This window comes from Siminovitchia acidinfaciens, assembly GCF_003605385.1.
Taxonomy (GTDB): domain Bacteria; phylum Bacillota; class Bacilli; order Bacillales; family Bacillaceae_C; genus Siminovitchia; species Siminovitchia acidinfaciens.
This window is the reverse complement of the sequence record NZ_QYTV02000003.1, coordinates 539,928-562,188: the sequence shown is the minus strand read 5'-3', so window position 1 is coordinate 562,188 and position 22,261 is coordinate 539,928. Positions and strand designations below refer to the sequence as shown.

At 42.0% G+C, this 22,261-nt stretch carries 21 protein-coding genes; 3 read left to right on the top strand and 18 right to left on the bottom strand.

What is annotated here, in order from left to right; genetic code table 11:
- Positions 1 to 438: 438 nt before the first annotated feature.
- Positions 439 to 717, top strand: a complete 279-nt coding sequence (locus D4T97_RS10005; RefSeq protein WP_126050196.1) for a hypothetical protein — start codon at positions 439 to 441, stop codon at positions 715 to 717.
- A gap of 257 nt (positions 718 to 974) precedes the next feature.
- Positions 975 to 1,499, top strand: a complete 525-nt coding sequence (locus tag D4T97_RS10000; RefSeq protein WP_126050194.1) for a GNAT family N-acetyltransferase — start codon at positions 975 to 977, stop codon at positions 1,497 to 1,499.
- A gap of 198 nt (positions 1,500 to 1,697) precedes the next feature.
- Here D4T97_RS10000 and D4T97_RS21075 read toward each other — a convergent pair whose 3' ends face one another.
- Together D4T97_RS21075 and D4T97_RS09990 are read right to left on the bottom strand one after the other, a co-directional pair.
- A complete protein-coding gene (locus D4T97_RS21075; RefSeq protein WP_235872204.1) occupies positions 1,698 to 1,985 on the bottom strand; it encodes a LysM peptidoglycan-binding domain-containing protein in 288 nt (95 codons plus the stop codon).
- Between the two features lie 86 nt (positions 1,986 to 2,071).
- On the bottom strand, positions 2,072 to 2,566 hold the full coding sequence (locus D4T97_RS09990) for a DUF1906 domain-containing protein (RefSeq protein WP_164525523.1): 495 nt from the start codon (positions 2,564 to 2,566) through the stop codon (positions 2,072 to 2,074).
- 25 nt (positions 2,567 to 2,591) lie between these two features.
- Between D4T97_RS09990 and D4T97_RS09985 the strand changes: the two genes are divergently transcribed.
- Entirely contained in the window at positions 2,592 to 3,209 is a 618-nt protein-coding gene (locus tag D4T97_RS09985) for a site-specific integrase (RefSeq protein WP_235872218.1), read from the top strand.
- Between the two features lie 78 nt (positions 3,210 to 3,287).
- Here the strand turns inward: D4T97_RS09985 and mutL are convergent, their stop codons facing one another.
- The 16 genes from mutL to ymfI all read right to left on the bottom strand — a co-directional run bounded on the left by mutL (position 3,288) and on the right by ymfI (position 22,216).
- Positions 3,288 to 5,171: a DNA mismatch repair endonuclease MutL gene (mutL, locus tag D4T97_RS09980; protein ID WP_126050186.1), complete on the bottom strand. Its 1,884-nt coding sequence runs from the start codon at positions 5,169 to 5,171 to the stop codon at positions 3,288 to 3,290.
- Between the two features lie 23 nt (positions 5,172 to 5,194).
- Complete coding sequence (gene mutS, locus D4T97_RS09975) at positions 5,195 to 7,780, bottom strand: DNA mismatch repair protein MutS (protein ID WP_235872202.1); 2,586 nt, start codon at positions 7,778 to 7,780, stop codon at positions 5,195 to 5,197.
- An 864-nt stretch (positions 7,781 to 8,644) separates the two neighbouring features.
- Positions 8,645 to 9,190, bottom strand: a complete 546-nt coding sequence (locus D4T97_RS09970; RefSeq protein ID WP_126050182.1) for an outer spore coat protein CotE — start codon at positions 9,188 to 9,190, stop codon at positions 8,645 to 8,647.
- 613 nt (positions 9,191 to 9,803) lie between these two features.
- Positions 9,804 to 10,232, bottom strand: a complete 429-nt coding sequence (locus tag D4T97_RS09965; protein WP_126050180.1) for a RicAFT regulatory complex protein RicA family protein — start codon at positions 10,230 to 10,232, stop codon at positions 9,804 to 9,806.
- Between the two features lies 1 nt (position 10,233).
- Positions 10,234 to 11,775, bottom strand: a complete 1,542-nt coding sequence (gene miaB / locus D4T97_RS09960; protein WP_126050178.1) for a tRNA (N6-isopentenyl adenosine(37)-C2)-methylthiotransferase MiaB — start codon at positions 11,773 to 11,775, stop codon at positions 10,234 to 10,236.
- A 275-nt stretch (positions 11,776 to 12,050) separates the two neighbouring features.
- Complete coding sequence (locus tag D4T97_RS09955; protein WP_126050176.1) at positions 12,051 to 12,308, bottom strand: hypothetical protein; 258 nt, start codon at positions 12,306 to 12,308, stop codon at positions 12,051 to 12,053.
- Between the two features lie 279 nt (positions 12,309 to 12,587).
- Complete coding sequence (spoVS, locus tag D4T97_RS09950; RefSeq protein ID WP_018705045.1) at positions 12,588 to 12,848, bottom strand: stage V sporulation protein SpoVS; 261 nt, start codon at positions 12,846 to 12,848, stop codon at positions 12,588 to 12,590.
- A gap of 137 nt (positions 12,849 to 12,985) precedes the next feature.
- A complete protein-coding gene (locus D4T97_RS09945; protein WP_126050174.1) occupies positions 12,986 to 13,783 on the bottom strand; it encodes a TIGR00282 family metallophosphoesterase in 798 nt (265 codons plus the stop codon).
- A gap of 118 nt (positions 13,784 to 13,901) precedes the next feature.
- Positions 13,902 to 15,464 (bottom strand): ribonuclease Y, encoded by a 1,563-nt coding sequence (gene rny, locus D4T97_RS09940; protein ID WP_126050172.1) that lies wholly within the window; start codon positions 15,462 to 15,464, stop codon positions 13,902 to 13,904.
- 420 nt (positions 15,465 to 15,884) lie between these two features.
- Positions 15,885 to 16,925 (bottom strand): recombinase RecA, encoded by a 1,041-nt coding sequence (gene recA / locus D4T97_RS09935; RefSeq protein WP_126050170.1) that lies wholly within the window; start codon positions 16,923 to 16,925, stop codon positions 15,885 to 15,887.
- A gap of 331 nt (positions 16,926 to 17,256) precedes the next feature.
- Positions 17,257 to 18,495: a competence/damage-inducible protein A gene (locus tag D4T97_RS09930; protein WP_126050168.1), complete on the bottom strand. Its 1,239-nt coding sequence runs from the start codon at positions 18,493 to 18,495 to the stop codon at positions 17,257 to 17,259.
- 17 nt (positions 18,496 to 18,512) lie between these two features.
- On the bottom strand, positions 18,513 to 19,091 hold the full coding sequence (gene pgsA, locus D4T97_RS09925) for a CDP-diacylglycerol--glycerol-3-phosphate 3-phosphatidyltransferase (RefSeq protein WP_126050166.1): 579 nt from the start codon (positions 19,089 to 19,091) through the stop codon (positions 18,513 to 18,515).
- A gap of 195 nt (positions 19,092 to 19,286) precedes the next feature.
- On the bottom strand, positions 19,287 to 20,177 hold the full coding sequence (locus tag D4T97_RS09920) for a helix-turn-helix domain-containing protein (RefSeq protein WP_126050164.1): 891 nt from the start codon (positions 20,175 to 20,177) through the stop codon (positions 19,287 to 19,289).
- Between the two features lie 9 nt (positions 20,178 to 20,186).
- Positions 20,187 to 20,987: a DUF3388 domain-containing protein gene (locus D4T97_RS09915; protein WP_126050162.1), complete on the bottom strand. Its 801-nt coding sequence runs from the start codon at positions 20,985 to 20,987 to the stop codon at positions 20,187 to 20,189.
- Positions 20,988 to 21,145: 158 nt separating this feature from the next.
- Positions 21,146 to 21,403, bottom strand: coding sequence for a DUF3243 domain-containing protein (locus tag D4T97_RS09910; RefSeq protein WP_126050160.1), 258 nt, complete (start codon positions 21,401 to 21,403; stop codon positions 21,146 to 21,148).
- Positions 21,404 to 21,493: 90 nt separating this feature from the next.
- Entirely contained in the window at positions 21,494 to 22,216 is a 723-nt protein-coding gene (gene ymfI / locus D4T97_RS09905; protein WP_126050158.1) for an elongation factor P 5-aminopentanone reductase, read from the bottom strand.
- Positions 22,217 to 22,261 lie beyond the last annotated feature (45 nt).

The window sequence follows — 22,261 nt, the reverse complement described above, 5'->3', positions numbered from 1 at the left end:
ATAAGCCCGGTCAGCGCCGGGCTTTTTGGTGTGCGCAAATATTAAACAACGAGGGGACACTTTCATTATCGTCCAATTTATTTTGTTTAATCCCTCAGCTTGTTTTTAGAATAATGTGAGTTATAATATTAATGTCAGAATAATTGTATACCTATTGTGAAACCCTTGGATTTAGTCCCTAAACAATCAATCCAAGGGGATTTTTTTATGTCCTTAGACACATTGTTTATTTTACAAAAATTGGATAAAATAAAGCTGAGGTCATGATGTATGGCCCTGTAAAAAACCCCTTTCGATATATGAAAAGTCCCTACTATTATCATAGGGACTTTTCTACGTTTCTTATTAACCCCTCAACTTTTTAAGTAGCTTTGTAAATATTTGGACCACTAATATCTATTCAATGATAATATCCAGTGAAATTGGAGGGGAAGTATCTTGATTAAGAAAGTAAAGGAAAACGTATCAGAGGGTATAATTGATTATATAGCAGATATAAAATCGAATTACTTTGATACCGGAATGGATGTTTTAAAGAGGCATTTTAAAAAAGTAGATGGGGTTAAAGTATTAAGGAAAGGTGATCCCTCTAAAACATTAACATCTGCTATGCTAATTATTAATGAAAGGGGCAGACCTACATACGAAGTTTCTTTCACCGCTATATTCAATGATCTTGTTAAGGTTAGAATTCAAGATATGAAAAGAGCCCGTTAAATCACGGGCCTTTAATTAATTATTTTATCACTGCACCTGTCTCCCGGCCAACGTAAATGTTCCGTTTGCCGCGGCTTGTCATGATCTTAGTGTTAAAGCATACTCTGCAAAGGGCGCGATTCTGTGATTTGATCAGCATCCAATCTTAAAGAAAACAGTAAGGTTGGTTAACAAGTAAACTTATCGACTAAAGATGCAGGTTAGCTATGGAAGAGGAGCTTTAATAAATCATAAAACTTGATTGGTGGATATTATACATGGATATATTAATTGAGAAGTTATATAGCACAGATGCGAAAGAGTTGTATAAGTTTGAACTTGAAAACAGAACCTTTTTCGAGGAAATGGTACCTACTCGGGGAGATGACTATTATAAGCCAGAGTTTTTTAAAGTAAGGCATGAAACCTTACTCGGAGAACAAGCTAAAGGGATTTCATATTTATATTTAATTAAAGATGAAAATGGTTCTATTCTTGGAAGAATCAATTTAGTTGATATTGATGAATCTCATAAAATCGGTCATCTAGGCTATAGAGTAGGACAACAACATACTGGAAAAGGTGTTGCTACAAGAGCATTGAAATTATTATTAGAAACTGTAATAGAGCTAGATGTAAAACAAGTTAAGGCCAAAACAACAACCGATAATATAGCATCTCAAAAAGTTTTAGAGAAAAACGGATTTGAGCGTGCAGAAACCAGTGATAAAGTATTTGAAATGAATGGGCAGAAGTTAACATTTGTTAATTATATTTGGACTAATAAAGATTCGATTTATTAAACAAATGGGCGCGATTGTGGAGAAACCCGGAGATTTTAATAACTTTATTGTCCTTTACAAAATCTATGAGAGAATATTTTTACAGAAGATTCCCAAGCAGTCATAGTTCGCTAATACAAGAAAAACTAAGCCCGGTCCGCGCCGGGCCTTTTTCATGGTGCAAAAACATGGAGTAATTATATTATATGATGTTTGTATTTATTTAACCCTTAACCTCTGGCCAACATAAATTTTATTGATGTCCTTGAGATTATTCCAGGCTTTAATCTGTGCCTGTGTGCTGCCATACTTAATAGCAAGCCTGCTTACCACGTCACCGCGGTTGACGGTGTGGTAAACAGGTTTTTGATTAGGTGATTTTGCGGGAGCTGATGAACCTGACAATTTGATTTTTTGCCCTGGATATATAAAATTGGGGTTTTTAATCCCGTTGATACGGACCAGTTCGGCTACAGTTGTTTTGTATCTGGCTGCAATTTTGCTCAAGACATCATCTTTTTTGACAGTATATATGCCACCTGTACCAGCAGCTGGCTTAGGCGATGGGTTTGCGACTGGTCTGACAACAGGCTTTATTTGAGTTTGTACACTACCCCAATGCCCTGGGCTCTTTTTAATACTATTACGATCAATAGCCACACCGGCCACAACAATGTCATTATGAAACTGGTGCATATGGATGAAGTCTGCAACTTTACCGCCGGACCATGCGTAGGTTTGCCAGTAGTAATCAACCTGCCTTTAACAGCTTGCATGACAGCGTATGATCCATACAGTCCTACTTTATATCCTTTGAGTGTCTTTTTAACCCCAGTAATATAATTCAAGATACCCCGCATATGGATAGGTTGGGCAGCAAAGTCCACCGCAAAATAAATGGCAGAGCCTTCCGGCTGACCTACAGCTCTAGCGTATCTTTCGGCTTCTTTTCCGTCCGATACGCCTTGAGATTCCGTAAAATACCCCGAATAGTTGGCCGACTTTTGAAAGATACTGATTAATTTTAATCCGGCGCCTTGAACAGCTTTTGCTTCAGCAGTATTAAAGGTTTTCCATGAATTCCCCAAATAACGAGCCGCATAATTGAATCCAGTGTCCTTTAACCTTTTGGCAGATGCAGCAGTTAATTTTGTGGCACAATCAAATCCTAAAGTCATTATTAATCATACCGGAATGAGGCGTGGAGAACTTTTGGGGTTAAAGTGGAGTAATATCGATTTTAACAAAAAAAGAATATATGTCACACACTTACTTTATTATGTTTCTGGTCAAGGGCTCGTTTTACAAAGTCCTAAGACGAGTAGTGGGAATAGGAATATATCTATCACCGATGAGATTATTGATGAATTACAGTCATACAAACTAAAAAAGCAAGAGCAGCTTTTAAAAGTAGGCATGAAGCTAAATGATGAACACTTTATTATTTCCTCGTTCGGCGGAGAACCGCTTAATCCTAATACTATACACAAGCAATTTTTATATGATGTGAAACTTGCCGGAGTTAAAAGGATTCGCTTTCATGATCTAAGACACACCCATGCAACAATCATGTTAGAAATTGGAGAAAATCCAAAAGTGGTATCGGAGAGATTAGGTCATTCAAACGTTAGCATTACCTTAAATAAGTATAGTCACGTTACCCCTAATTTACAGGATAGTTCAGCAGAAAATTTTACAAAAGCGCTAAGCCATTCACACTCCAAGCAATGAAAGTGGTCAATATGTGGTCATTCACTAAAAAAAACGACGTAAAACCCTTATAAATAAAGGTTTATACGTCGTAACTTTTTACATGATCCGCTTAAACATTTTTTCCATATCCGTTATTGAAAAGTGAACTATAATCGGCCTGCCGTGCGGGCAAGTAAATGGATCTTCAGTCCTTCTCAATTCATCTAATAAAGCTTGGATTTCATCAGAACGCAAATAACGGTTCGCCTTGATCGCAGCCTTGCAGCTCATCATGATTGCCGCTTCTTCACGAAGTTTTTTTATATCGATTTTATTCATGGAGAGCAGTTGCTCGATCATCCCTTCGATGATCATTTGCTCCTGCCCTTTTGGGAACCACGTTGGATGTGACCTGACGATAAAGCTGTTCATTCCAAACTCTTCCAAAAAGATGCCGACATCCTCCAGTTCATTTGTATGCTCTTTGATTTTTACATATTCATCCACTGAGAATTCCAAAGTCAGCGGCACAAGAAGCTGTTGCAAATCATTTTCCACTTTGCCGACCTTTTCCCGGAAATACTCATATTTGATCCGTTCTTGGGCAGCATGCTGGTCAATCATGTACAAGCCAAGTTCATTCTGTGCAAAAATATAAGTACCATGCATCTGCCCAATTGGATAGAGAGCCGGAAAACGTTCTGTTTCCTGACCTGCTTCCGGTTGAACCTCCACTTGAACGTTTTGCACTGCTTCCTCTCTGTCAAATGACTGAACGTTTAATTCATTAGTTTTTGAGACATGGGGAGCTGACGGTTCATACTCTACAGGATCATACAGTCTTTTCATTTCTTTGGCTGGCAGCAACTTTTCTTTCTTATTAAAGGGAGCGGCAGGCTGCCTCCTCCATTCGGTTTTCGGGTGCATTTTTTCTTCGGCCGGTTCCAGTCTGAATTCAGGCTGGAAACTCACATTCTTTTTTTTCGGTGCAGGGATAACGCCTGAAGGGATGAGTTGCTCCTTTTTAAACGCCTGTTTAATGGTTTCTGTAATGAATTCCTTTAGCTCCTGCTCTTTGCTCAACCTGACTTCCAATTTTGCCGGATGGACATTCACGTCTACTAGTATCGGATCCATATCCACAGATAAAAGGGCGATTGGAAATCGGCCGATTGGGAGAAGTGTATGGTACCCCTCAAGCACGGCTTTTACCAGCGAGTAGTTTTTAATAAAGCGGCCGTTGATCATGGTAGATAGATAGCTCCGCGATGCCCGTGTAACTTCTGGCCTCGCTATAAAGCCTGAAACCGAGAAGTCCAGCGATTTTCCGCTAATTTCAATCATGTCTCTAGCCACATTTTTTCCGTAAATGGCTGCCAAGACCTGCCGGATATCCCCACTGCCATTCGTATGAAGCAGAATACGCCCGTCATGGCTCAAGCGGATGGATACATCTGGATGGGCCAGGGCCAAACGGTTGACCACATCTGTAATATGACCAATTTCTGTATGAAGAGTTTTTACATACTTTAGCCGTGCGGGAGTATTGAAGAATAGATCAGACACCGTGATATCTGTCCCTTTGCGTGCCGGAGCTTTTTCGTGTGAAACTATCTTTCCTCCTTCCAGTACGACTTTTGTTCCGTCTTTCCCTTCCTTTGCTGTGACCATTGTAAGGCGGGAGACAGAAGCGATGCTCGGGAGGGCTTCGCCGCGAAAACCCAGAGTCCTGATTCTGAATAAATCATGTTCATCTTTGATTTTACTTGTGGCATGCCTTTTAAAGGCAGACAGGATGTCCTCTTCGCCAATCCCTTTTCCATTGTCGATAATGCGGATTTCACCGAGCCCCGCTTCTTTGATATTAATTTCAACAATTGTACTGCCTGCATCAACAGCATTTTCCACCAGCTCTTTTACAACGGAGGCAGGGCGTTCGACCACTTCACCTGCAGCTATTTTATTTGACAGCATATCATCCAGCTCTATGATTTCACGCATTAATTACTCCTCCTCCGTCCTATTTAATTCCTTAATTTTTTCTGCAATGAGAACAGTACGTTTAATGCTTGAAGAGGGTTCATTTCAAGCAAGTTTAAATCCTCTATTTCTTTTAATACTTTCTTTTCATGTTTATCAACGGCTGATTCCTTCGGTTCGGAGAAGAACGCCAATTGCTCATTGGACCTGCTTATTACCGCAGACTCCTTCGCGGCCGCTTTTACCGAAACTGACGGCTTTTGCTTGCCATTGGCCTGTTCCAGCTCTCCCAATATTTCTTCCGCTCGTTGAATCAGGGACTGCGGAAGGTCAGCAAGTTCAGCAACATGGATTCCGTAGCTCTTATCGGCCGGGCCATCCTTCACTTTGTGAAGAAAGACAAGTTTGCCTTGCTGCTCCACTGCACTGACATGAACATTATTCAAGTGGAAAAGCTGCTTATCCAATTCTGTCAATTCATGATAATGTGTTGAAAACAACGTTTTGGCGCCGATTTGGTCATGGATATGTTCAATGATTGCCTGTGCGAGTGCCATGCCGTCATATGTGGATGTTCCGCGGCCTATTTCATCGAACAATATCAAACTGTTTTTGGTGGCATGGGTAATGGCATTTTTGGCCTCAAGCATTTCCACCATGAAAGTGCTCTGACCCGAAATCAGGTCGTCTGCCGCACCAATTCTTGTAAAAATTTGATCAAAGATAGGCAGCTTTGCTTTTGATGCTGGTACAAAACACCCGATTTGCGCCATGACCGCCGTAAGGGCTATCTGTCTCATATATGTGCTTTTACCGGACATGTTGGGTCCCGTAATGAGCAACATTTCCTTTTCTTCATCCATCATGCAGTCATTCGGAACATATTCCTGCGAACCCATCACCTTTTCAACGACAGGATGCCGTCCGTTTTCAAGCGTGAGTTCTCGATTAAAATGGAGTTCAGGCTTCACGTAGTAGCGCGTTTCACTGACGGTTGCAAAGCTTTGGTATATATCGATCTCGCTGATGATTTTTGCTGTTTGTTGGAGTCTCGGTATGAATTCCTTCACTTGATTCCGCAAATCAAGAAATAAATCATACTCAAGTTCGATGGACCTTTCGTCTGCCTGCAAAATCAGCGCTTCTTTCTCCTTTAACTCAGGAGTGATGAACCGCTCGGCATTCGTTAATGTCTGTTTTCTTTCATATCGCCCTTCTTCAAGGAGCTTTACATTTGCCCGCGTCACTTCTATGTAATATCCGAAAACACGATTATAGCCTACCTTAAGCGATCTGATTCCGGTCTTTTCCCGCTCTTCCTTTTCCAGAGCTGCAATCCAGCTCTTTCCGTTGCGGCTCGCATCGCGGTATTGATCCAATTCCGTGTGGTAATCGTCTTTGATTATGCCGCCTTCTTTGACGGATATTGGCGGATTTTCTGCCACCGCCCTTTCCAGCAAATCTGTCAGCTCCTCACATGGATCAAGAGCTTGAGCAAGTTTATCGGTTTCTTCATTTTCCATTCCTTCTATCAAGCTGCGAATCGCCGGAATTTGCATGAGCGATTTTTTTAATTGGATGAAGTCACGTGCATTTGCATTTCCGAAGGCAACCCTTCCTGCCAGCCGTTCCAGGTCATAGACACTTTTTAAAAGCTCCTGAAGATCAAGCCTCTCAAAATAATGCTCTATAAAAAGTTCTACGAGCAATAGTCTTTTTTCAATCATGTTTTTACTAATCAGCGGCCTGTCGATCCATTGTCTCAACAGCCGACCTCCCATGGCGGTAGATGTCTCATCCAATAGCCAGAGCAATGTTCCTTTTTTGTCTTTTCCTCGGATGGGCTCAGTTATTTCCAAGTTCCTTTTTGAATAAAAATCTATTTTCATATGCTGGTTGTTTTCATAGATTGCAAATGGCTGCAAATGATCAAGGCTTCGCTTTTGAGTCTTTTTAAGGTAGTGCAGCAGCCGCTGTGCAGATTCCTGCAGCTCCGCTGTATTCAGCTTCTGCAGGATTGGTTGAAATTCATCCTGAGTGTGTGAGCTCTCTTCATATGATATGACCGCTTGGCATCTCTCTTTGATTTTTCTTAGAAGGTCTTCATCTTCATTGGGGCATGCCACCACTTCTTTTGCACCTATTGTTGCCAGTTCATCCAATAATAGATCTTCTGAACCATCAAGCACTGTCACCCTGTTCTCCCCTGTTGAAAGGTCCGTATAAGCAACACCGAACGTTTGTCCGGAGAAATTGGCTATTGCCGCAATATAATTATTTTCTTTCGCCGATATCCCTTTGCCGTCCATTACCGTTCCGGGGGTAATCAGCTGGACGACTTCGCGTTTTACTACACCCTTTGCATGTTTAGGATCTTCAGTCTGTTCGCATATCGCCACTTTATAGCCTTTTTGTATCAGGTTTTCAATATATCCAGAGGCGGAGTGATGCGGAACACCGCACATGGGTATTCTCTCTCTCGTTCCGCCGTCTCTGCTTGTCAATGTGATTTCAAGTTCCTGAGAAGCCTTTACGGCATCTTCAAAGAAAAGCTCATAAAAGTCTCCCAAGCGAAAAAATAAAAAGGCATCCTGGTACTCTGCCTTTATTTTTAAATATTGTTGTATCATTGGTGTATGCTGCTGAACCATTTATACCCGTTTCCTTTCCATTCCTACGCTAAGACTGATTATAACATATCATTGATAAATCAGGCGTTACCAATTACGAAAAACGCAAGCCGCGCACCCTTAGGCGAGAAACAAAAAGTACATTTTAAAAATAAGGGAGTTTTTTTCAGCCACCATAGTATAATAAAGCAACCGACTTTGATTACATCATGGGATGCTTATTAGAATAGGCCTCATGAAAATTTGCTATGATGAGCCAAAGCTCTTTCGAATATTCTACGCCGCATGAGCACTTTCTTCCCGAATAAACTTCCGCGAGACTTGTGACCTTGAGCCGATGGCGCCTAGCCGAATTAAAACGCCACGGCCTGCGCCATCGAAGGCACTAGGACTTCCTGTCCGTCGGAGTAGACATAACACATATTTTCTGAATGTTTACCTATGGGTTGAAATATTTTTTTCAGCAAGTATAGGCCTGGTGCATTATGTAATGGACAACGATGAAAAAACGGTTCGTTGATTGCAGTGGAAGGCGGCGACTCCAGCGGGAGAGCGCGGGCCTTGAGACCCCGCAGGAGGCCAAGCGGACGAGTAGGCTCTTGGAAAAGCGGAAACGCCTTGCTCAGGCCCCGACAAGCACAAGACGAGCGCTGAAGAAGGCGTTCTGTGCCTTCAAAAGCGATCGCTTGTGACCTCTAGGGGCTAGGCGTTACAGCTAGACAAACCCCGCCCGCGGAATGCGTCCGCCTGTAACGGAAATAAACGGTGGCTTCTAAGTATGCACAACCTTTAGTTCAATTTATATAGTCAGATTTATTCTCTCTTTTACCAAAGAAAAAACCGGGAGCGCTCCCGGTGCCATGTTTATTCCTCTTCGTGTGCCACAAGAAAGTCCGGATCAATTTCCTCGAATTCTTTATCATCCAACTCATCTTCCCAATCATCGTCATCGCAAGAGCATTTACCATGATGTATGGCGACACAAACTTTTGTTTCACCAATGACCTCTACAAGGAATTCCCTTTCCACATTGACGAGTATTCTGTTGCCTTTCTTTGATATGACAGCTTCGACACAATTTGGCTGCTGGATTACTTTGGCAGAGACAATCTTATCATCCAGACAATCAGGGTCACGGTACTTAAGTTTGATTACATCTTTATAATCAACTTTTTCGGTCACCACGGATGTCTTCGTATTATCGTGATGGGAATACCAAACATTAATCTCAAAAGAGCCGCAGACTTCGACATTCTTGCCTACTTTCCGCGCTTCGTATTTATGGTTGATAATCCAACAGCCCAGAATGCTCGAAGGATGTTGTGGCGGGTTGATCGTATGATTGGACTGTGTAAATTTCCGCCCTTTCGCAACGACCGCTTTTGTTATAATTTCTCTATATTCTGCCATTCGAGCGTAACCTCCTCATTCATTTTCACTTCATCGTATGCATTCGTCTGGACTCCTGTGCTTAATTTGAATCCCCTTGACCGCCTATATTTAGGCAGTTATCCAGAGTCGCAATTCAGATTCTTTCCGCCGGTCCATTCTTAATTTTTCCACATAAAAAAGACACATCGAAAGCCTGGCTGCTCACAATAGAATATGGTATTAGTCATGATTGGGTGTTTGTCCGTGCAGAGAAAGACATGATAGGCATGTGAAAGGAAATAGGGAGCTTTATCTACTGTGCGGGCAGGTATCCCACCGCTTCACCTACAGAGCAAACGATATTCACGATTAAGTGCTCTCGCGATTTAACAGCAAACGAAGGGAAGTTTCGAATATATAGAAGGTATTCCAAAAAACACTTGGAAAATGTTGTGCAATTAACTTAATGCTTGAGTGAAACTTTCGTTTTTCTAGGAGGTTTTCGAGGGTTTACCTTCCTGGCATTCAATATTTCCAGACCTTTCTCTTCTTAAAATGTACACGGAGCAATTTAAGAAAAAAATAAACCTTCACCCCAAAATGGGCGAAGGCTCGGATTTCTCTGAATGCTCCTTAATATAAAACAGATTAATCAGGAGCAGCTTGATGAGCTATTTTTAATCTTGGATCCAGTCTCACCTGACAAGAGATCTCCTCCTGTTGAAATAAGGATTTCATCTGTGACTTTATTGGAAATGGCGCTTGCTACCATTTGTAGCAAGTCGTTGACATCCGTTTGTGATTGTTTGAACTCCTGGACAATCGGTATTTCATCTAGTTCTTTCTCCAGATTTTCCAGTTTCTCTTCAACAAGCTTCAACGCACGGTCTTTTTCGTAATGCTGAAAATTGACCGCTTGTTTCTGTAAGCTTTTGATACTTGCAATCATTTCTCTGACTTTTTGATTTTCGTTAATTTGCGCCTCTGCACGTTTAAAGAAATCCACTTCATCTGTATTGGCAATCATTTTTGCCAATTCATGTGCACGAGCAACAATATCTTCTTTTGTATATTTTGCCATCTTAATTCACCTCAGCCGCTTCTAGTTCTTCCACCATTACCCCGTCCAGTGTCCATGTTTTAGCCTCGACAATTTTCACATTAACCAATGTACCGATGGCAGACTTTGGACCTTTGAAGTTCACCAATTTGTTTTTACGGGTATATCCTGCAAGAACGTCAGGGTTATTTTTACTTTCGCCTTCAACCAGTACTTCAACGACTTGGCCTTCGTATTTCTTCATTGCTTTTGCTGACAGCTCATTCACCAATTTATTCAGTCGCTGCAATCTTTCTTTCTTCACTTCCATGGATACATTATCTTTCATTTTCGCTGCGGGTGTACCTTCACGAGGAGAGTAGATGAAAGTGTATGCAATTTCAAAACCCACTTCCTCGTATAGTGTCATTGTCTCTTCAAATTGCTCATCCGTCTCATTTGGGAAACCGACAATTATATCCGTTGACAAAGATACATCAGGAATAGCAGCTTTGATTTTTCGTACTAGCTCCAGATATTGTTCGCGATTATAAACTCGGCCCATAATTTTTAAAATTTCACTCGATCCCGATTGAACAGGCAAGTGAATATGTTCCACCATATTGCCTTTTTTGGCAAGGACTTCGATAAGCCGATCGTCAAAGTCGCGCGGATGGCTTGTTGTAAACCTGATCCGAGGAATATCGATCTTTCTGAGCTCATCCATTAAATCTCCAAGGCCATATTGGATATTATCAAGATCTTTTCCGTACGCGTTGACATTCTGGCCTAAAAGAGTGATTTCTTTATAGCCCTGTGCAGCCAGATGGCGGACCTCCTGGATGATATCTTCGGGACGACGGCTTCTTTCCTTTCCGCGAGTATACGGAACAATGCAATACGTGCAAAACTTGTCACATCCATACATGATGTTGACCCATGCTTTAATATTGCCCATTCTTACCTTTGGAAGGTTCTCGATGATGTCCCCTTCTTTGGACCAAACCTCGATGACCATTTCCTTGGACATATAAGCCTCATTCAAAATTTGCGGCAGGCGGTGGATATTATGCGTACCAAAGATCATGTCGACGAACTGATGTTTTTGCAAAATCCGGTTGACGACAGACTCCTCTTGAGACATGCAACCGCACACGCCAATTAACAAATCGGGCTTTTCCAATTTTAGCGGCTTCAAATGCCCAAGTTCGCCAAATACTTTATTTTCAGCATTTTCACGGATAGCACATGTGTTTAAAAGAATAACATCTGCATCATCAACGGATTCCGTATATTCATAACCAAGCCCCATGAAGATACCCGCCATGACCTCCGTGTCATGTTCATTCATTTGGCAGCCATACGTACGGATATAAAACTTTCTTCCATCTCCCATACTTAGAAGTTCCTCGGGAATCTCGAAGTCTTTATGATATTCAACCTCTTCGCGTCCCCTTTTTCTCGCATCTTTCAAGGAAGGAGGCATATAGACAGTTTGGAAATACTTGCTGTAATCCTTCTCTTCCTTATCAGAGGAGGCACTTTGCTGTACTTGCTTACTTTCCAAACGCTGCTTTTCGTTCATACAAATCCCCTTTCTATTTAAAAAACAAAATTGGCCTTATTGAGTGCCAAAATGGATTTATTCGCAATGCAGGTTATTCCCATACATTCTATTAGTATAATCCCTTTTATTTTTGAAAACAACAGGGGACTGCTTTTGTAGATAATTATTCGAAAATATCATTCGTATAAAAAAATAGACACTTTAGTAATTAATTTTAGCCGATTTGCACTTTGATGAAAAAATCTATTTTTTTCATTGAATGGAGCTATATTGAAAAATAGAGCTTTTCAGCTCTACTTAACATCTTTATTTTTATTATTATTTTCCATTAAATTTTTCCCGCCGCTATACAGACCGCTTGCGGAAAGACCTAACATCAACCCGATGATTATACCTTCCTTCAAATTGGGAGTAACGAAGAAAATTCCAAGTGCAAGTCCCATGAAAATTGCAGCCAACGGAGAATATTTTGCCGGGAATCCGTATCTTTTTAAAAGCTGTACGATTCCAATGATTAAAGGGACAATGGCAACATTATATATTTCAAACAAAGATGCACACCCCCCTCCGCCTTTTACTCTCAGTAAAGACTTGTACTTTATTTATACGCACGAAAAAACACTTTTGAACTAAGCAAAAATATTATTTTTACAGAACAAAGGCGCTGGAGCTGGACGAAGCATATACCGATTAACAAGTTATCTACATGCATAAAATTTTATAGTACGCTAAACCATAAAAAAAAAGCCGAATCCATATGGATTCGACTCATAGTTTGTGTTCCACTTATATTAAACCCGTACTCATGAAACAGGTCTTTTATATTTACGCTATCTTGGCTCCACAATCAGCTTGATTGCTGTTCGTTCTTCTCCGTCAATAAGAATGTCCGTGAAAGCGGGAATACATATCAAATCTACACCGCCGGGGGCGACAAATCCTCTTGCAATCGCAACAGCCTTTACTGCCTGATTCAAAGCCCCGGCTCCTATTGCTTGGATCTCCGCCCCGCCTCTTTCACGGAGAACCCCTGCCAACGCGCCCGCTACAGAATTTGGATTGGATTTTGCTGAAACTTTTAATATCTCCATTTCCTGTTCCTCCTTGTCATTTCCCCATATCGATTGCATATTTAAGCAACCGCGGTAGACCTTTCCACTGATACTATATTCGGGGATTGGAGGAACTATTCCGGTTTGTCCCAAACTGAAATTTTTATTGAGAAGAGTTAATCCTTGAAAAAAGGCCTGTCGTCATTGATCATAATCCGTTCAATTGACTTTGCTCTTCCCGTTTCTTTATCCACTTGAATGAGACAGGCGGATAGTTGCGTTCGTCCGGATTTCGGAACCTCAAAACGAGCAGGTAACGAAGTCAGGAACCGATGTAAGACAGGGTTCTTATCCATGCCGAGAATTTCATCATACGGTCCAGTCATGCCTACATCTGTCAAATAGGCAGTGCCTTCAGGCAATACTCTTTCATCCGCAGTTTGAACATGAGTATGAGTGCCAATTACAGCAGACACTTTCCCGTCAAGGAACCATCCCATCGCCTGTTTTTCGCTGGTGGCTTCTGCATGGAAATCCACAAAAATGATATTCGTGCGGGCCTTGGCGGCCTCTACCAACTCTTCCGCTTTTTTGAACGGACAGTCAAGGGGCGGCATAAAGGTCCGGCCCTGAAGATTGATGACTGCTGCCTCTATATCATTGATTCTTAAAAAGACCAATCCGGTCCCAGGAGCATCCGGAAAATTTGCCGGTCTTGTCAAATATTTGGCAGTATCAATAAAGTCAAAGATTCCTTTATTATCCCACGCATGGTTTCCAAGCGTAACTGCATTGGCGCCTGTTTCAAGCAATTGTTTATAAATTGATTCGGTGATTCCTCTTCCTGCGGCGCTGTTCTCACCATTTACAATGGTTACTTGTGGTCTATAATGGGATTTTAATTTCGGCAAATATTCTTTGACCATATCCCTTCCCATAGAACCGACAATATCACCGACAAATAATATATTCATTCATGCCCCTTCTTTTCTAAAAACTAATTTTCCCTGATTGTATCATATTCATTGTACCATTTTATATAACCTGGTAGTTTTTTGCACAGGAAAAGCGGTGTGAATCATTCACACCGCTTTATTTAGCGTATTCAACTGCTCTTGTTTCCCTGATGACAGTAACTTTGATATGTCCAGGGTAATCAAGATCATCTTCAATTCTTTTACGAATATCACGGGCTAACCGATGTGCTTCCAAGTCATTGATCTGTTCGGGCTTGACAATGATTCGGACTTCTCTACCCGCCTGAATGGCAAATGATTTTTCGACTCCGTCATATGACTCCGAAATCTCTTCCAGCTTCTCCAGTCGTTTAATATAGCTTTCGAGCGTTTCACTCCGTGCTCCTGGTCTTGCTGCAGATAATGCATCTGCTGCTGCGACAAGAACAGAAATGATTGAAGTAGGCTCAGTGTCTCCATGGTGAGAGGCAATACTATTGATAACAACTGGATGTTCCTTATATTTGGTAGCCAGTTCAATTCCGATTTCCACATGGCTTCCTTCGACTTCATGGTCAATTGCCTTTCCAATATCATGAAGGAGTCCTGCGCGGCGTGCCAAGGCTTCATCTTCCCCGAGTTCGGCTGCAAGTAATCCGGATAAATGAGCCACTTCCATTGAATGCTTAAGAACATTCTGACCATAGCTTGTCCGGTATTTCAATCGCCCAAGAATTTTTATCAAGTCAGGGTGGAGACCGTGAACACCAACTTCAAATGTTGTCTGTTCACCAACTTCACGAATATGCTCATCGACTTCACGCCTTGCTTTCTCTACCATTTCTTCAATTCTGGCTGGGTGGATGCGTCCGTCTTGTACCAGCTTTTCCAGTGCAATTCGAGCGGTTTCCCGTCTGATTGGATCAAAGCCTGACAAAATTACAGCTTCTGGTGTGTCATCTATGATGAGGTCAATACCTGTCAATGTTTCGAGGGTTCGGATGTTTCTTCCTTCGCGGCCGATAATCCGTCCTTTCATTTCATCGTTAGGCAAGTTGACAACTGAGACTGTCGTTTCGGCCACATGCTCGGCAGCACAACGCTGGATTGCGAGAGAAAGGATGTTTTTCGCTTTCTTGTCCGCCTCTTCCTTCGCGCGTGTTTCACTCTCTTTAATCATCAGCGCAGTTTCGTGCGCCAATTCCTTCTCAACACTTGATAAAAGGAGTGTCTTGGCTTCCTCACGTGTCAACCCTGAGATGCGTTCCAGTTCTGCTTTTTGCTGGCGGATCATTTCATCCACTTTGCTTTCCATCTCTTCAATATGTTGTTGTCTTCCATTCAGAGAGTCCTCTTTCCGTTCAAGCTGTTCTTCCCGCTTGGACAGAGTGTCATCTTTTCTGTCGAGGTTCTCCTCCTTTTGCAATAAGCGATTTTCCTGTCTTTGCAATTCAGTTCTTCGTTCACGAAGTTCACGTTCAGTTTCAATACGGAGTTTGTGGTTTTCATCCTTCGCTTCCAACAGGGCTTCTTTCTTCAGAGATTCCGCTTCTCTCTTGGCTTCTTCCAAAATTTGTTCCGCGGAACCATGTGCACCTGTTATCTTTGCTTGAGCAACTGATTTAAAGATGAAATAGGCAACAACTACACCGACGATAAGGGCAAGCAAAATGGAGATGATGAGTATGGTTAGATCCATGTTTTCACCCCCTCTTGCTATAAACTTGTATCATTTTCTAACTGTCGGTTGGTACATGTTACAATATCCAGAGCCAAGCTCTAATTTTACGAGAAAAAATTGTAAAATATACAGTTTAATTTTATAGGTGTGACGAATTATTGTCAAGTACCGACCCTTGCATTCTTAAAAAGAAAACAGCAAAACAAAAGTTTTGCTGTTCAATCCTCTCATCGGGATAAAAAAGTATAGAAGGTACTTAGAGTCTAATGACTATCCGGCTTCGACGGACAGTCATTACTAGTGCAAGCGAAGCGACAAGATGTCGCGCTTGGAGCCTGCCGAAGCCACAGATTGTGCCTTTGAGGCGGTCAGCGCTTTTCTTTATTGTCCAGCTGCAGCGCTTGTCGCCGATAAACAGGCGGCCTCCGCTTTTCTATATTATTGATCCAACAGGCTGAACTCTTCCTGATCTTCATCCGAGGCTGTCCTTTCCTCATCCAATCCATAATAGTCACGTATCTTGTACATGATCTCGCTGCGAAGATCTTCATTTTCCTTCAAGAAGAGCTTTGCGTTTTCGCGCCCCTGTCCGAGACGCTCATCATTATATGAGTACCAGGAGCCGCTTTTTTGGACAATATCAAGCTCGGAGCCCATATCGATGATTTCACCTTCACGTGAAATTCCTTCCCCATACATGATATCCACTTCGGCCACTCTGAAAGGAGGAGCTACTTTATTTTTGACAATCTTGATTCTTGTCTTGTTTCCTACGATATCCTGCCCTTGCTTCAATTGTTCTGCACGGCGAACTTCAAGCCTTACTGAAGAATAGAATTTCAAAGCACGACCGCCCGGTGTGGTTTCCGGGTTTCCGAACATGACCCCTACCTTCTCCCTGATTTGGTTTATGAAGATAGCAATCGTTTTTGATTTGTTAATCGCTCCAGAAAGCTTTCTTAATGCCTGGGACATAAGTCGCGCCTGCAAACCAACGTGTGCGTCTCCCATTTCCCCTTCAATTTCCGCTTTTGGTACTAGAGCAGCGACAGAGTCAATAACAAGAATCTCTATGGCACCACTCCGGACGAGGGCTTCCGCTATTTCCAAAGCTTGCTCCCCTGTATCAGGCTGGGAGAGAAGAAGTTCATCAATATTGACGCCTAATTTTTGTGCATAAACCGGGTCGAGTGCATGCTCCGCATCGATGAATGCCGCTGTTCCCCCACGCGATTGAGCTTCCGCAATCGCATGCAAAGCAACAGTTGTTTTACCGGAGCTTTCAGGGCCATATATTTCGATGACCCGTCCCCTTGGATAGCCGCCCACGCCAAGCGCGATATCAAGCGCCAGCGATCCGCTCGGGATGGTTGAAACCTTACTGTCCGTCTGTTCACCTAATTTCATGATGGACCCTTTTCCAAATTGTTTTTCTATCTGTTTCAAAGCCATATCTAAAGCCGCTTGACGATCACTCACACATTTTCCTCCTCAAAAAATATATTCATTCATAGTTTCAAACCATGGAATTTCCATTACAAAATCTATTTATATTATACCTGCTTTTCATATCATTGCCAAGCAAAAAGCGAACATTTATTCTGTATTTTCATCAGTAGGAATGATAAGAAAATTTAATTTCCACTAGCTGACTGTTGTATTTCGGGACCTAATTTCTGTTAATAATTAAATTTCACAGGAAATCCTTTCAATATTTCTTGTCACTATGAAACCCTTATGGTGACCCTTCTATCAACTTTCCCGTTGCTTCTGTCACTATGAACGGATAAAAAAATAGAGCCGTTAAGCTCTATTTTTTTAACTCTTTTAATAAATAATAGCATCCCATTTTAACAGACCGTCTTCTATTTCCGTTACGTGTACCCGCTAATTTCACCAGCACTGCCTTGGATTGCCCTTCCTTGAACGACATGCCGATCCACACGGTACCCGCTGGATGGCCCTCAAGCGAATCTGGTCCGGCCGCTCCCGTAAAGCTGATGCCAATATCGGCATTCAACGATTTTCTTACATTATCAGCCAGCTCTATCGCACATTGCTCGCTGACCGCGCCATGTTTTTCCAAAGTCTCAGGTTTTACATTGCACAGCTTGATCTTTGCATCATTCGAATAGCAGACGATTCCGCCAAGCAGCATCGTGCTCACCCCGACAACGGCTGTCATTTCCGACTGGAACAGACCGCCGGTCAAGCTTTCCGCGGCAGCAATGGTCATTTCCCGATCTTCCAGAATCTTTAGAAGCTCGGCCATCAATGATGTATCATCATAACCGTAAAGATATTCGCCAGCTTTTTCTTGCACTTGCTTTTCTATGTCATCGAGCATAACCACGGCCTTGTCTTTGTTATCGCTCCTTGCAGTCAATCTGACTGTGACTTCACCGTCTCCAGCCAATGGGGCTACTGTCGGATTCGTTTGGGCATCGATGATGTCAGACAATCTATCTTCGATCTCCGCTTCACCGATATTGAAAAAACGAAGTACTCTTGATTCAATGCACTCAACTTTTTCCAGTTGCTTAATGATTTCCTGCCGGCCATAATTTCTATACATCGGCTTCATTTCATGCGGAGGCCCAGGAAGCAGCATGTAATAATGATCTCCTTCTTTCGCAAACATGCCGGGTGCCATCCCGTGATCGTTCGGGAGCACAGTTGCTCCTTTGATGACGTAAGCCTGTTTTTCATTGTTCGCTGTCATATAACGCCCGGTCTTCTTGAAGTATTCCTGGATTTTTTTCCACGAATCTTCGTCTGTCACCATTTCACGCTGCAAACGTTCGGCAATGATTTCTTTTGTAAGATCATCCTTTGTGGGTCCCAATCCTCCCGTAAAAATAAGAAGATCCGCTCTCGTTTCAGCCAGCTTTATGGCACTTGCCAGCCGCTCCGGATTATCACCGACTACTGTATGATAATAGACGTTGACCCCTATTTCTGCCAATTGTTCAGATAAATATTGCGCATTTGTATTTGCAATTTGTCCAAGCAGCAGTTCCGTTCCAACTCCAATGATTTCAGCTTTCATGTCATGCATCACTCCCTTTACTTTGAGTGCTTAAAGATCCCACGATTGATATAAAAATAGTCCCATCCAGACCAAACAGTAAATATTAAAGCTACCCATAGCATAATATCGGCAAATGGGAAGTTAATAGCAGAGAACGGCATATTGTGAAGAAGCAAGGCACTGATTGCAATGATTTGTGCCCATGTCTTGATTTTCCCGAGCATGTTGGCAGCAACTACTTCACCTGTTCCGGCCAAAATGAGGCGCAAACCTGTGACAGCAAATTCCCGGCTTATGATAACGATGACTATCCACGATGGAGCAAGATGCATTTCCACAAGCACGATGAGTGCAGCAGAAACAAGGAGTTTATCTGCTAGTGGGTCGAGAAATTTCCCCAGGTTTGTCACAAGGTTATATTTACGGGCCAAGTGGCCATCGATCCAGTCGGTGACCGAAGCGATGATAAATAATATGGCGCCCGCAAAATGTGCAACTTCTATATCCGCATTAAAATAATGAATGGTTCCCCAGTCAAGTGGAGCCAGCATCAATATTAGAAATACGGGTATTAGTAAGATTCTTGATATGGTAATTTTATTAGGTAAATTCATTTGTTGCCTTCCTCCTAAGGATAACGAACGCACCGAATATGGGCGACAACCATTAAGCGCTTATCAAAAGCTCAAACTTCACTCGGCAGATCAAGCAAAAGCGCCCGGAGCTATGTCAGCTCCATCCCTATTTTATGTAATTTTTTCTTGAAAATGGCCGCCAAAATACGGCGGCCTATCGGACACTAATATTTTCTATTCATACTGGATTCTGATTTCCTGTGTGACGTTTTGCGCAGGATCTAATTCATATTCCAGCTTCTGATCGTTGATAAAAATGTCGGTCTCGAATGCCCGGCCAATAATGATGTGTGCGCCGTTTTTATCAGATACATCAAAGCTTTGGCTCGCCCCGTCCTGAAGCATCCCTTGAAAAAGGACCTGATTGTCACCGCCCAAGATTTTTACCCATGTTTCACCAGAAGCGGCGGCACTCACCTTCAAATCGAATTTGTCGGCACCTGACAGCTTATATGTCGTTACATTGCCAGACACATTATCCATTGTCAGTTCTTGATCGGTATTATTATCGGCATCTTTGTCCTGTTCTTGTGGATCTGCCTTATTTTCATCCTCAGCTCTTTCCGTATTATCCGAAGACGGCTCTGGGGTTTTAATTTCATCTGATTCTTCAATATCAACGGTCGGATTTTTATCCTCTGCAGGTTGATTCCCCGTATCTACATTTTTGGAAAAAAGATACCAAATAAAAAAGAGTACCGCTACAATTGCAACACCAACCAAAATTTTGGGCAGCAATTCGACAATTTTCGAACTGCTTGCGGAGACTGTCCGCCTCGTCTGTACTCGGGACAACTGCTCTGAAATATCATCCTCATAAGCAGCAGGAATTTCACTTTTGTATTCTTCAAACAGCTCATCGGGCGAAAGCCCTACCGCTTCGGCATATTGTTTTATAAAAGCTCTCACATAAAACTTCCCTGGAATCTGGCTATAGTTCCCTTCCTCTATACCAGCGAGGTACTTTTTCTGAATTTTCGTCATGGACTGTAGCTGATCCAGACTTATTCCTTTTTCCTCACGAGCCAGTCTCAGACGGCTCCCCAATTCACTCAAAACAAACACCTACCAATCCTAAAAATCAAAGTTTCCGAATCCTCCGATGCCTGGCTCATCAAATAATTTCTGCTTTTCAACCACATCGTATGTAATTTCTTCCTCAGGACTATTTCTCAGTTCGATAATGTAATCAAAGTCCTCAATTGAATACTCCGAATGCTCAACAAAGATATCCGGATGTTCGATCACTTTTACTGCGGGCATGCGCATGATTTCCCTGACAAGCTGCAGGTGCCTTTCATCGGCTCTTCTTCTTGACACAATTCCGTCCATAATAAAGATATTATTTTCATTATACTCATCTTTGATTAATTCTTTTCGAATCGTCTGTTTCAATAAAGTGGACGAAACAAAGAGCCATTTTTTATTGGCACAAACACTGGCCGCTACTACAGACTCCGTCTTGCCTACTCTGGGCATTCCTCTGATACCAATCAATTTATGTCCCTTTTGCTTAAATAATTCTGCCATGAAATCGACGAGAATACCCAATTCGTCCCTGACAAACCGAAATGTTTTCTTATCATCATGATCCCTTTGGATATAACGGCCATGTCTTACAGCCAGTTTATCACGTAATTTCGGCTCCCTGATTTTTCTAACTTTGATTGTTTCCACTGTTTCCAAAATGGATTCAAGCCGCTTGATTTGATCCTCACTCTGTGCACGAATCAATAAACCTCGCCGGCCGGCATCAACACCGTTGATACTGACAATATTGATTGAAAGCATGCCCAATAATGATGAAATATCGCCCAATAAACCAGGCCTGTCAATTGTTATCTCATATTCTAAATACCACTCTTTACTTTCCATTAGAAACAGCTCCTTGAAAAATGGAAATCGGTCCAAATTTATCGTCTCATATCATTTCTAGCTTATATCATATCTGATTTTAGTCAAAGAAAAAAGGAAAAACTTATTCAAAGTAAAAAGAGAGGAAAAATCCTCTCTTTAAAAAACTATCTTTCAATTTAGTGAGTGCCGTTGTTTTCAACCAGTTTAACCATCACGCGGGCAATCGCTTGTTGTTCTTCATCAGATGCAACTGACCATAAATCAGAAAGCACTCGCTCTTGCTCATTTTTCGGATCAACCTGCTTTGCCAAGTAGTCTCCGACTTGATGGGCCATTTGGTCGATAATGTCTTGCGACATACCCTGCTGTTGAGCCTGATCCAAACGATCACCAAGGAAGTTCTTCCATTGCTCCCAGTTTTCAAGTACTGACATACTTCAGCGCCTCCTTCACATTTTCGTACGATTTTATTATTTGCGCAAGTGAAGGATTTATACATTGAAGTTTAGTTTACAATTCATTTATTATGTATACCATCCGCCGTTTACAGCTAACACCTGGCCGGTAATATAAGAGGCTTTTTCAGATATTAAAAAGGAAACTGTATCTGCAATTTCTCCAGGCTCCGCAAGCCGGCGAAGCGGTATATCCTCTTCGAGGTTTTCAAGTTCCTCTCTCGAAAAGCGATGTAGCATCCCGGTATTTACAGCTCCAGGGGCCACACAATTCACCCTTACACCCGAACTGGCAATTTCTTTGCTTAAAGCTTTTGCAAATGAGATTTGCGCTCCCTTTACTGTTGAATAAATCACTTCACAAGCAGCCCCTGTTTGGCCCCACATCGAACTGATGATAACAATTTGAGAAACGGAATTTCTCATCAGTTTTGGTAGCAGATTTCTTATCAACTTAATCGGGCTTTTTACATGTAACTGTATAGCACTTTCTGTTGTGTCATCATCTAAATCGCAAAAAAGCCCAAAGGGGGCGTTCCCGCTTGAATAAACAATCGCATCCAGCTGAAATATGTTTTCTACAATCTGTTTACATCCGTTATCGACAGATAAGTCTGCCTTAATCGGTATGATTTCAATCGGGTAATTTTCTAATTCAGTCAAAAGTTCAACAATTCTTTGCTCGTTGCTGTGATAGTGCAAATACAAATTCCATCCTTCTTTTGCAAGTGTTTTTGCAGTGGCTGCTCCGATTCCTCCGCTTGCTCCCGTTATCAATGCAAATTTTTTCATTTTTACACTTCCTGCCATAGAAAAAACCCGGACAAGGGCCGGGTT

Bases quoted from the DNA above. Each gene is read 5' to 3' on its own strand.
- D4T97_RS10000 (WP_126050194.1), top strand. From the start codon at position 975: ATGGATATATTAATTGAGAAGTTATATAGCACAGATGCGAAAGAGTTG.
- mutL (WP_126050186.1), bottom strand. From the start codon at position 5,171: ATGCGTGAAATCATAGAGCTGGATGATATGCTGTCAAATAAAATAGCT.
- mutS (WP_235872202.1), bottom strand. From the start codon at position 7,780: ATGATACAACAATATTTAAAAATAAAGGCAGAGTACCAGGATGCCTTT.
- D4T97_RS09970 (WP_126050182.1), bottom strand. From the start codon at position 9,190: ATGGCAGAATATAGAGAAATTATAACAAAAGCGGTCGTTGCGAAAGGG.
- D4T97_RS09965 (WP_126050180.1), bottom strand. From the start codon at position 10,232: ATGGCAAAATATACAAAAGAAGATATTGTTGCTCGTGCACATGAATTG.
- miaB (WP_126050178.1), bottom strand. From the start codon at position 11,775: ATGAACGAAAAGCAGCGTTTGGAAAGTAAGCAAGTACAGCAAAGTGCC.
- spoVS (WP_018705045.1), bottom strand. From the start codon at position 12,848: ATGGAGATATTAAAAGTTTCAGCAAAATCCAATCCAAATTCTGTAGCG.
- D4T97_RS09945 (WP_126050174.1), bottom strand. From the start codon at position 13,783: ATGAATATATTATTTGTCGGTGATATTGTCGGTTCTATGGGAAGGGAT.
- rny (WP_126050172.1), bottom strand. From the start codon at position 15,464: ATGGATCTAACCATACTCATCATCTCCATTTTGCTTGCCCTTATCGTC.
- D4T97_RS09930 (WP_126050168.1), bottom strand. From the start codon at position 18,495: ATGAAAGCTGAAATCATTGGAGTTGGAACGGAACTGCTGCTTGGACAA.
- pgsA (WP_126050166.1), bottom strand. From the start codon at position 19,091: ATGAATTTACCTAATAAAATTACCATATCAAGAATCTTACTAATACCC.
- D4T97_RS09915 (WP_126050162.1), bottom strand. From the start codon at position 20,987: ATGGAAAGTAAAGAGTGGTATTTAGAATATGAGATAACAATTGACAGG.
- D4T97_RS09910 (WP_126050160.1), bottom strand. From the start codon at position 21,403: ATGTCAGTACTTGAAAACTGGGAGCAATGGAAGAACTTCCTTGGTGAT.
- ymfI (WP_126050158.1), bottom strand. From the start codon at position 22,216: ATGAAAAAATTTGCATTGATAACGGGAGCAAGCGGAGGAATCGGAGCA.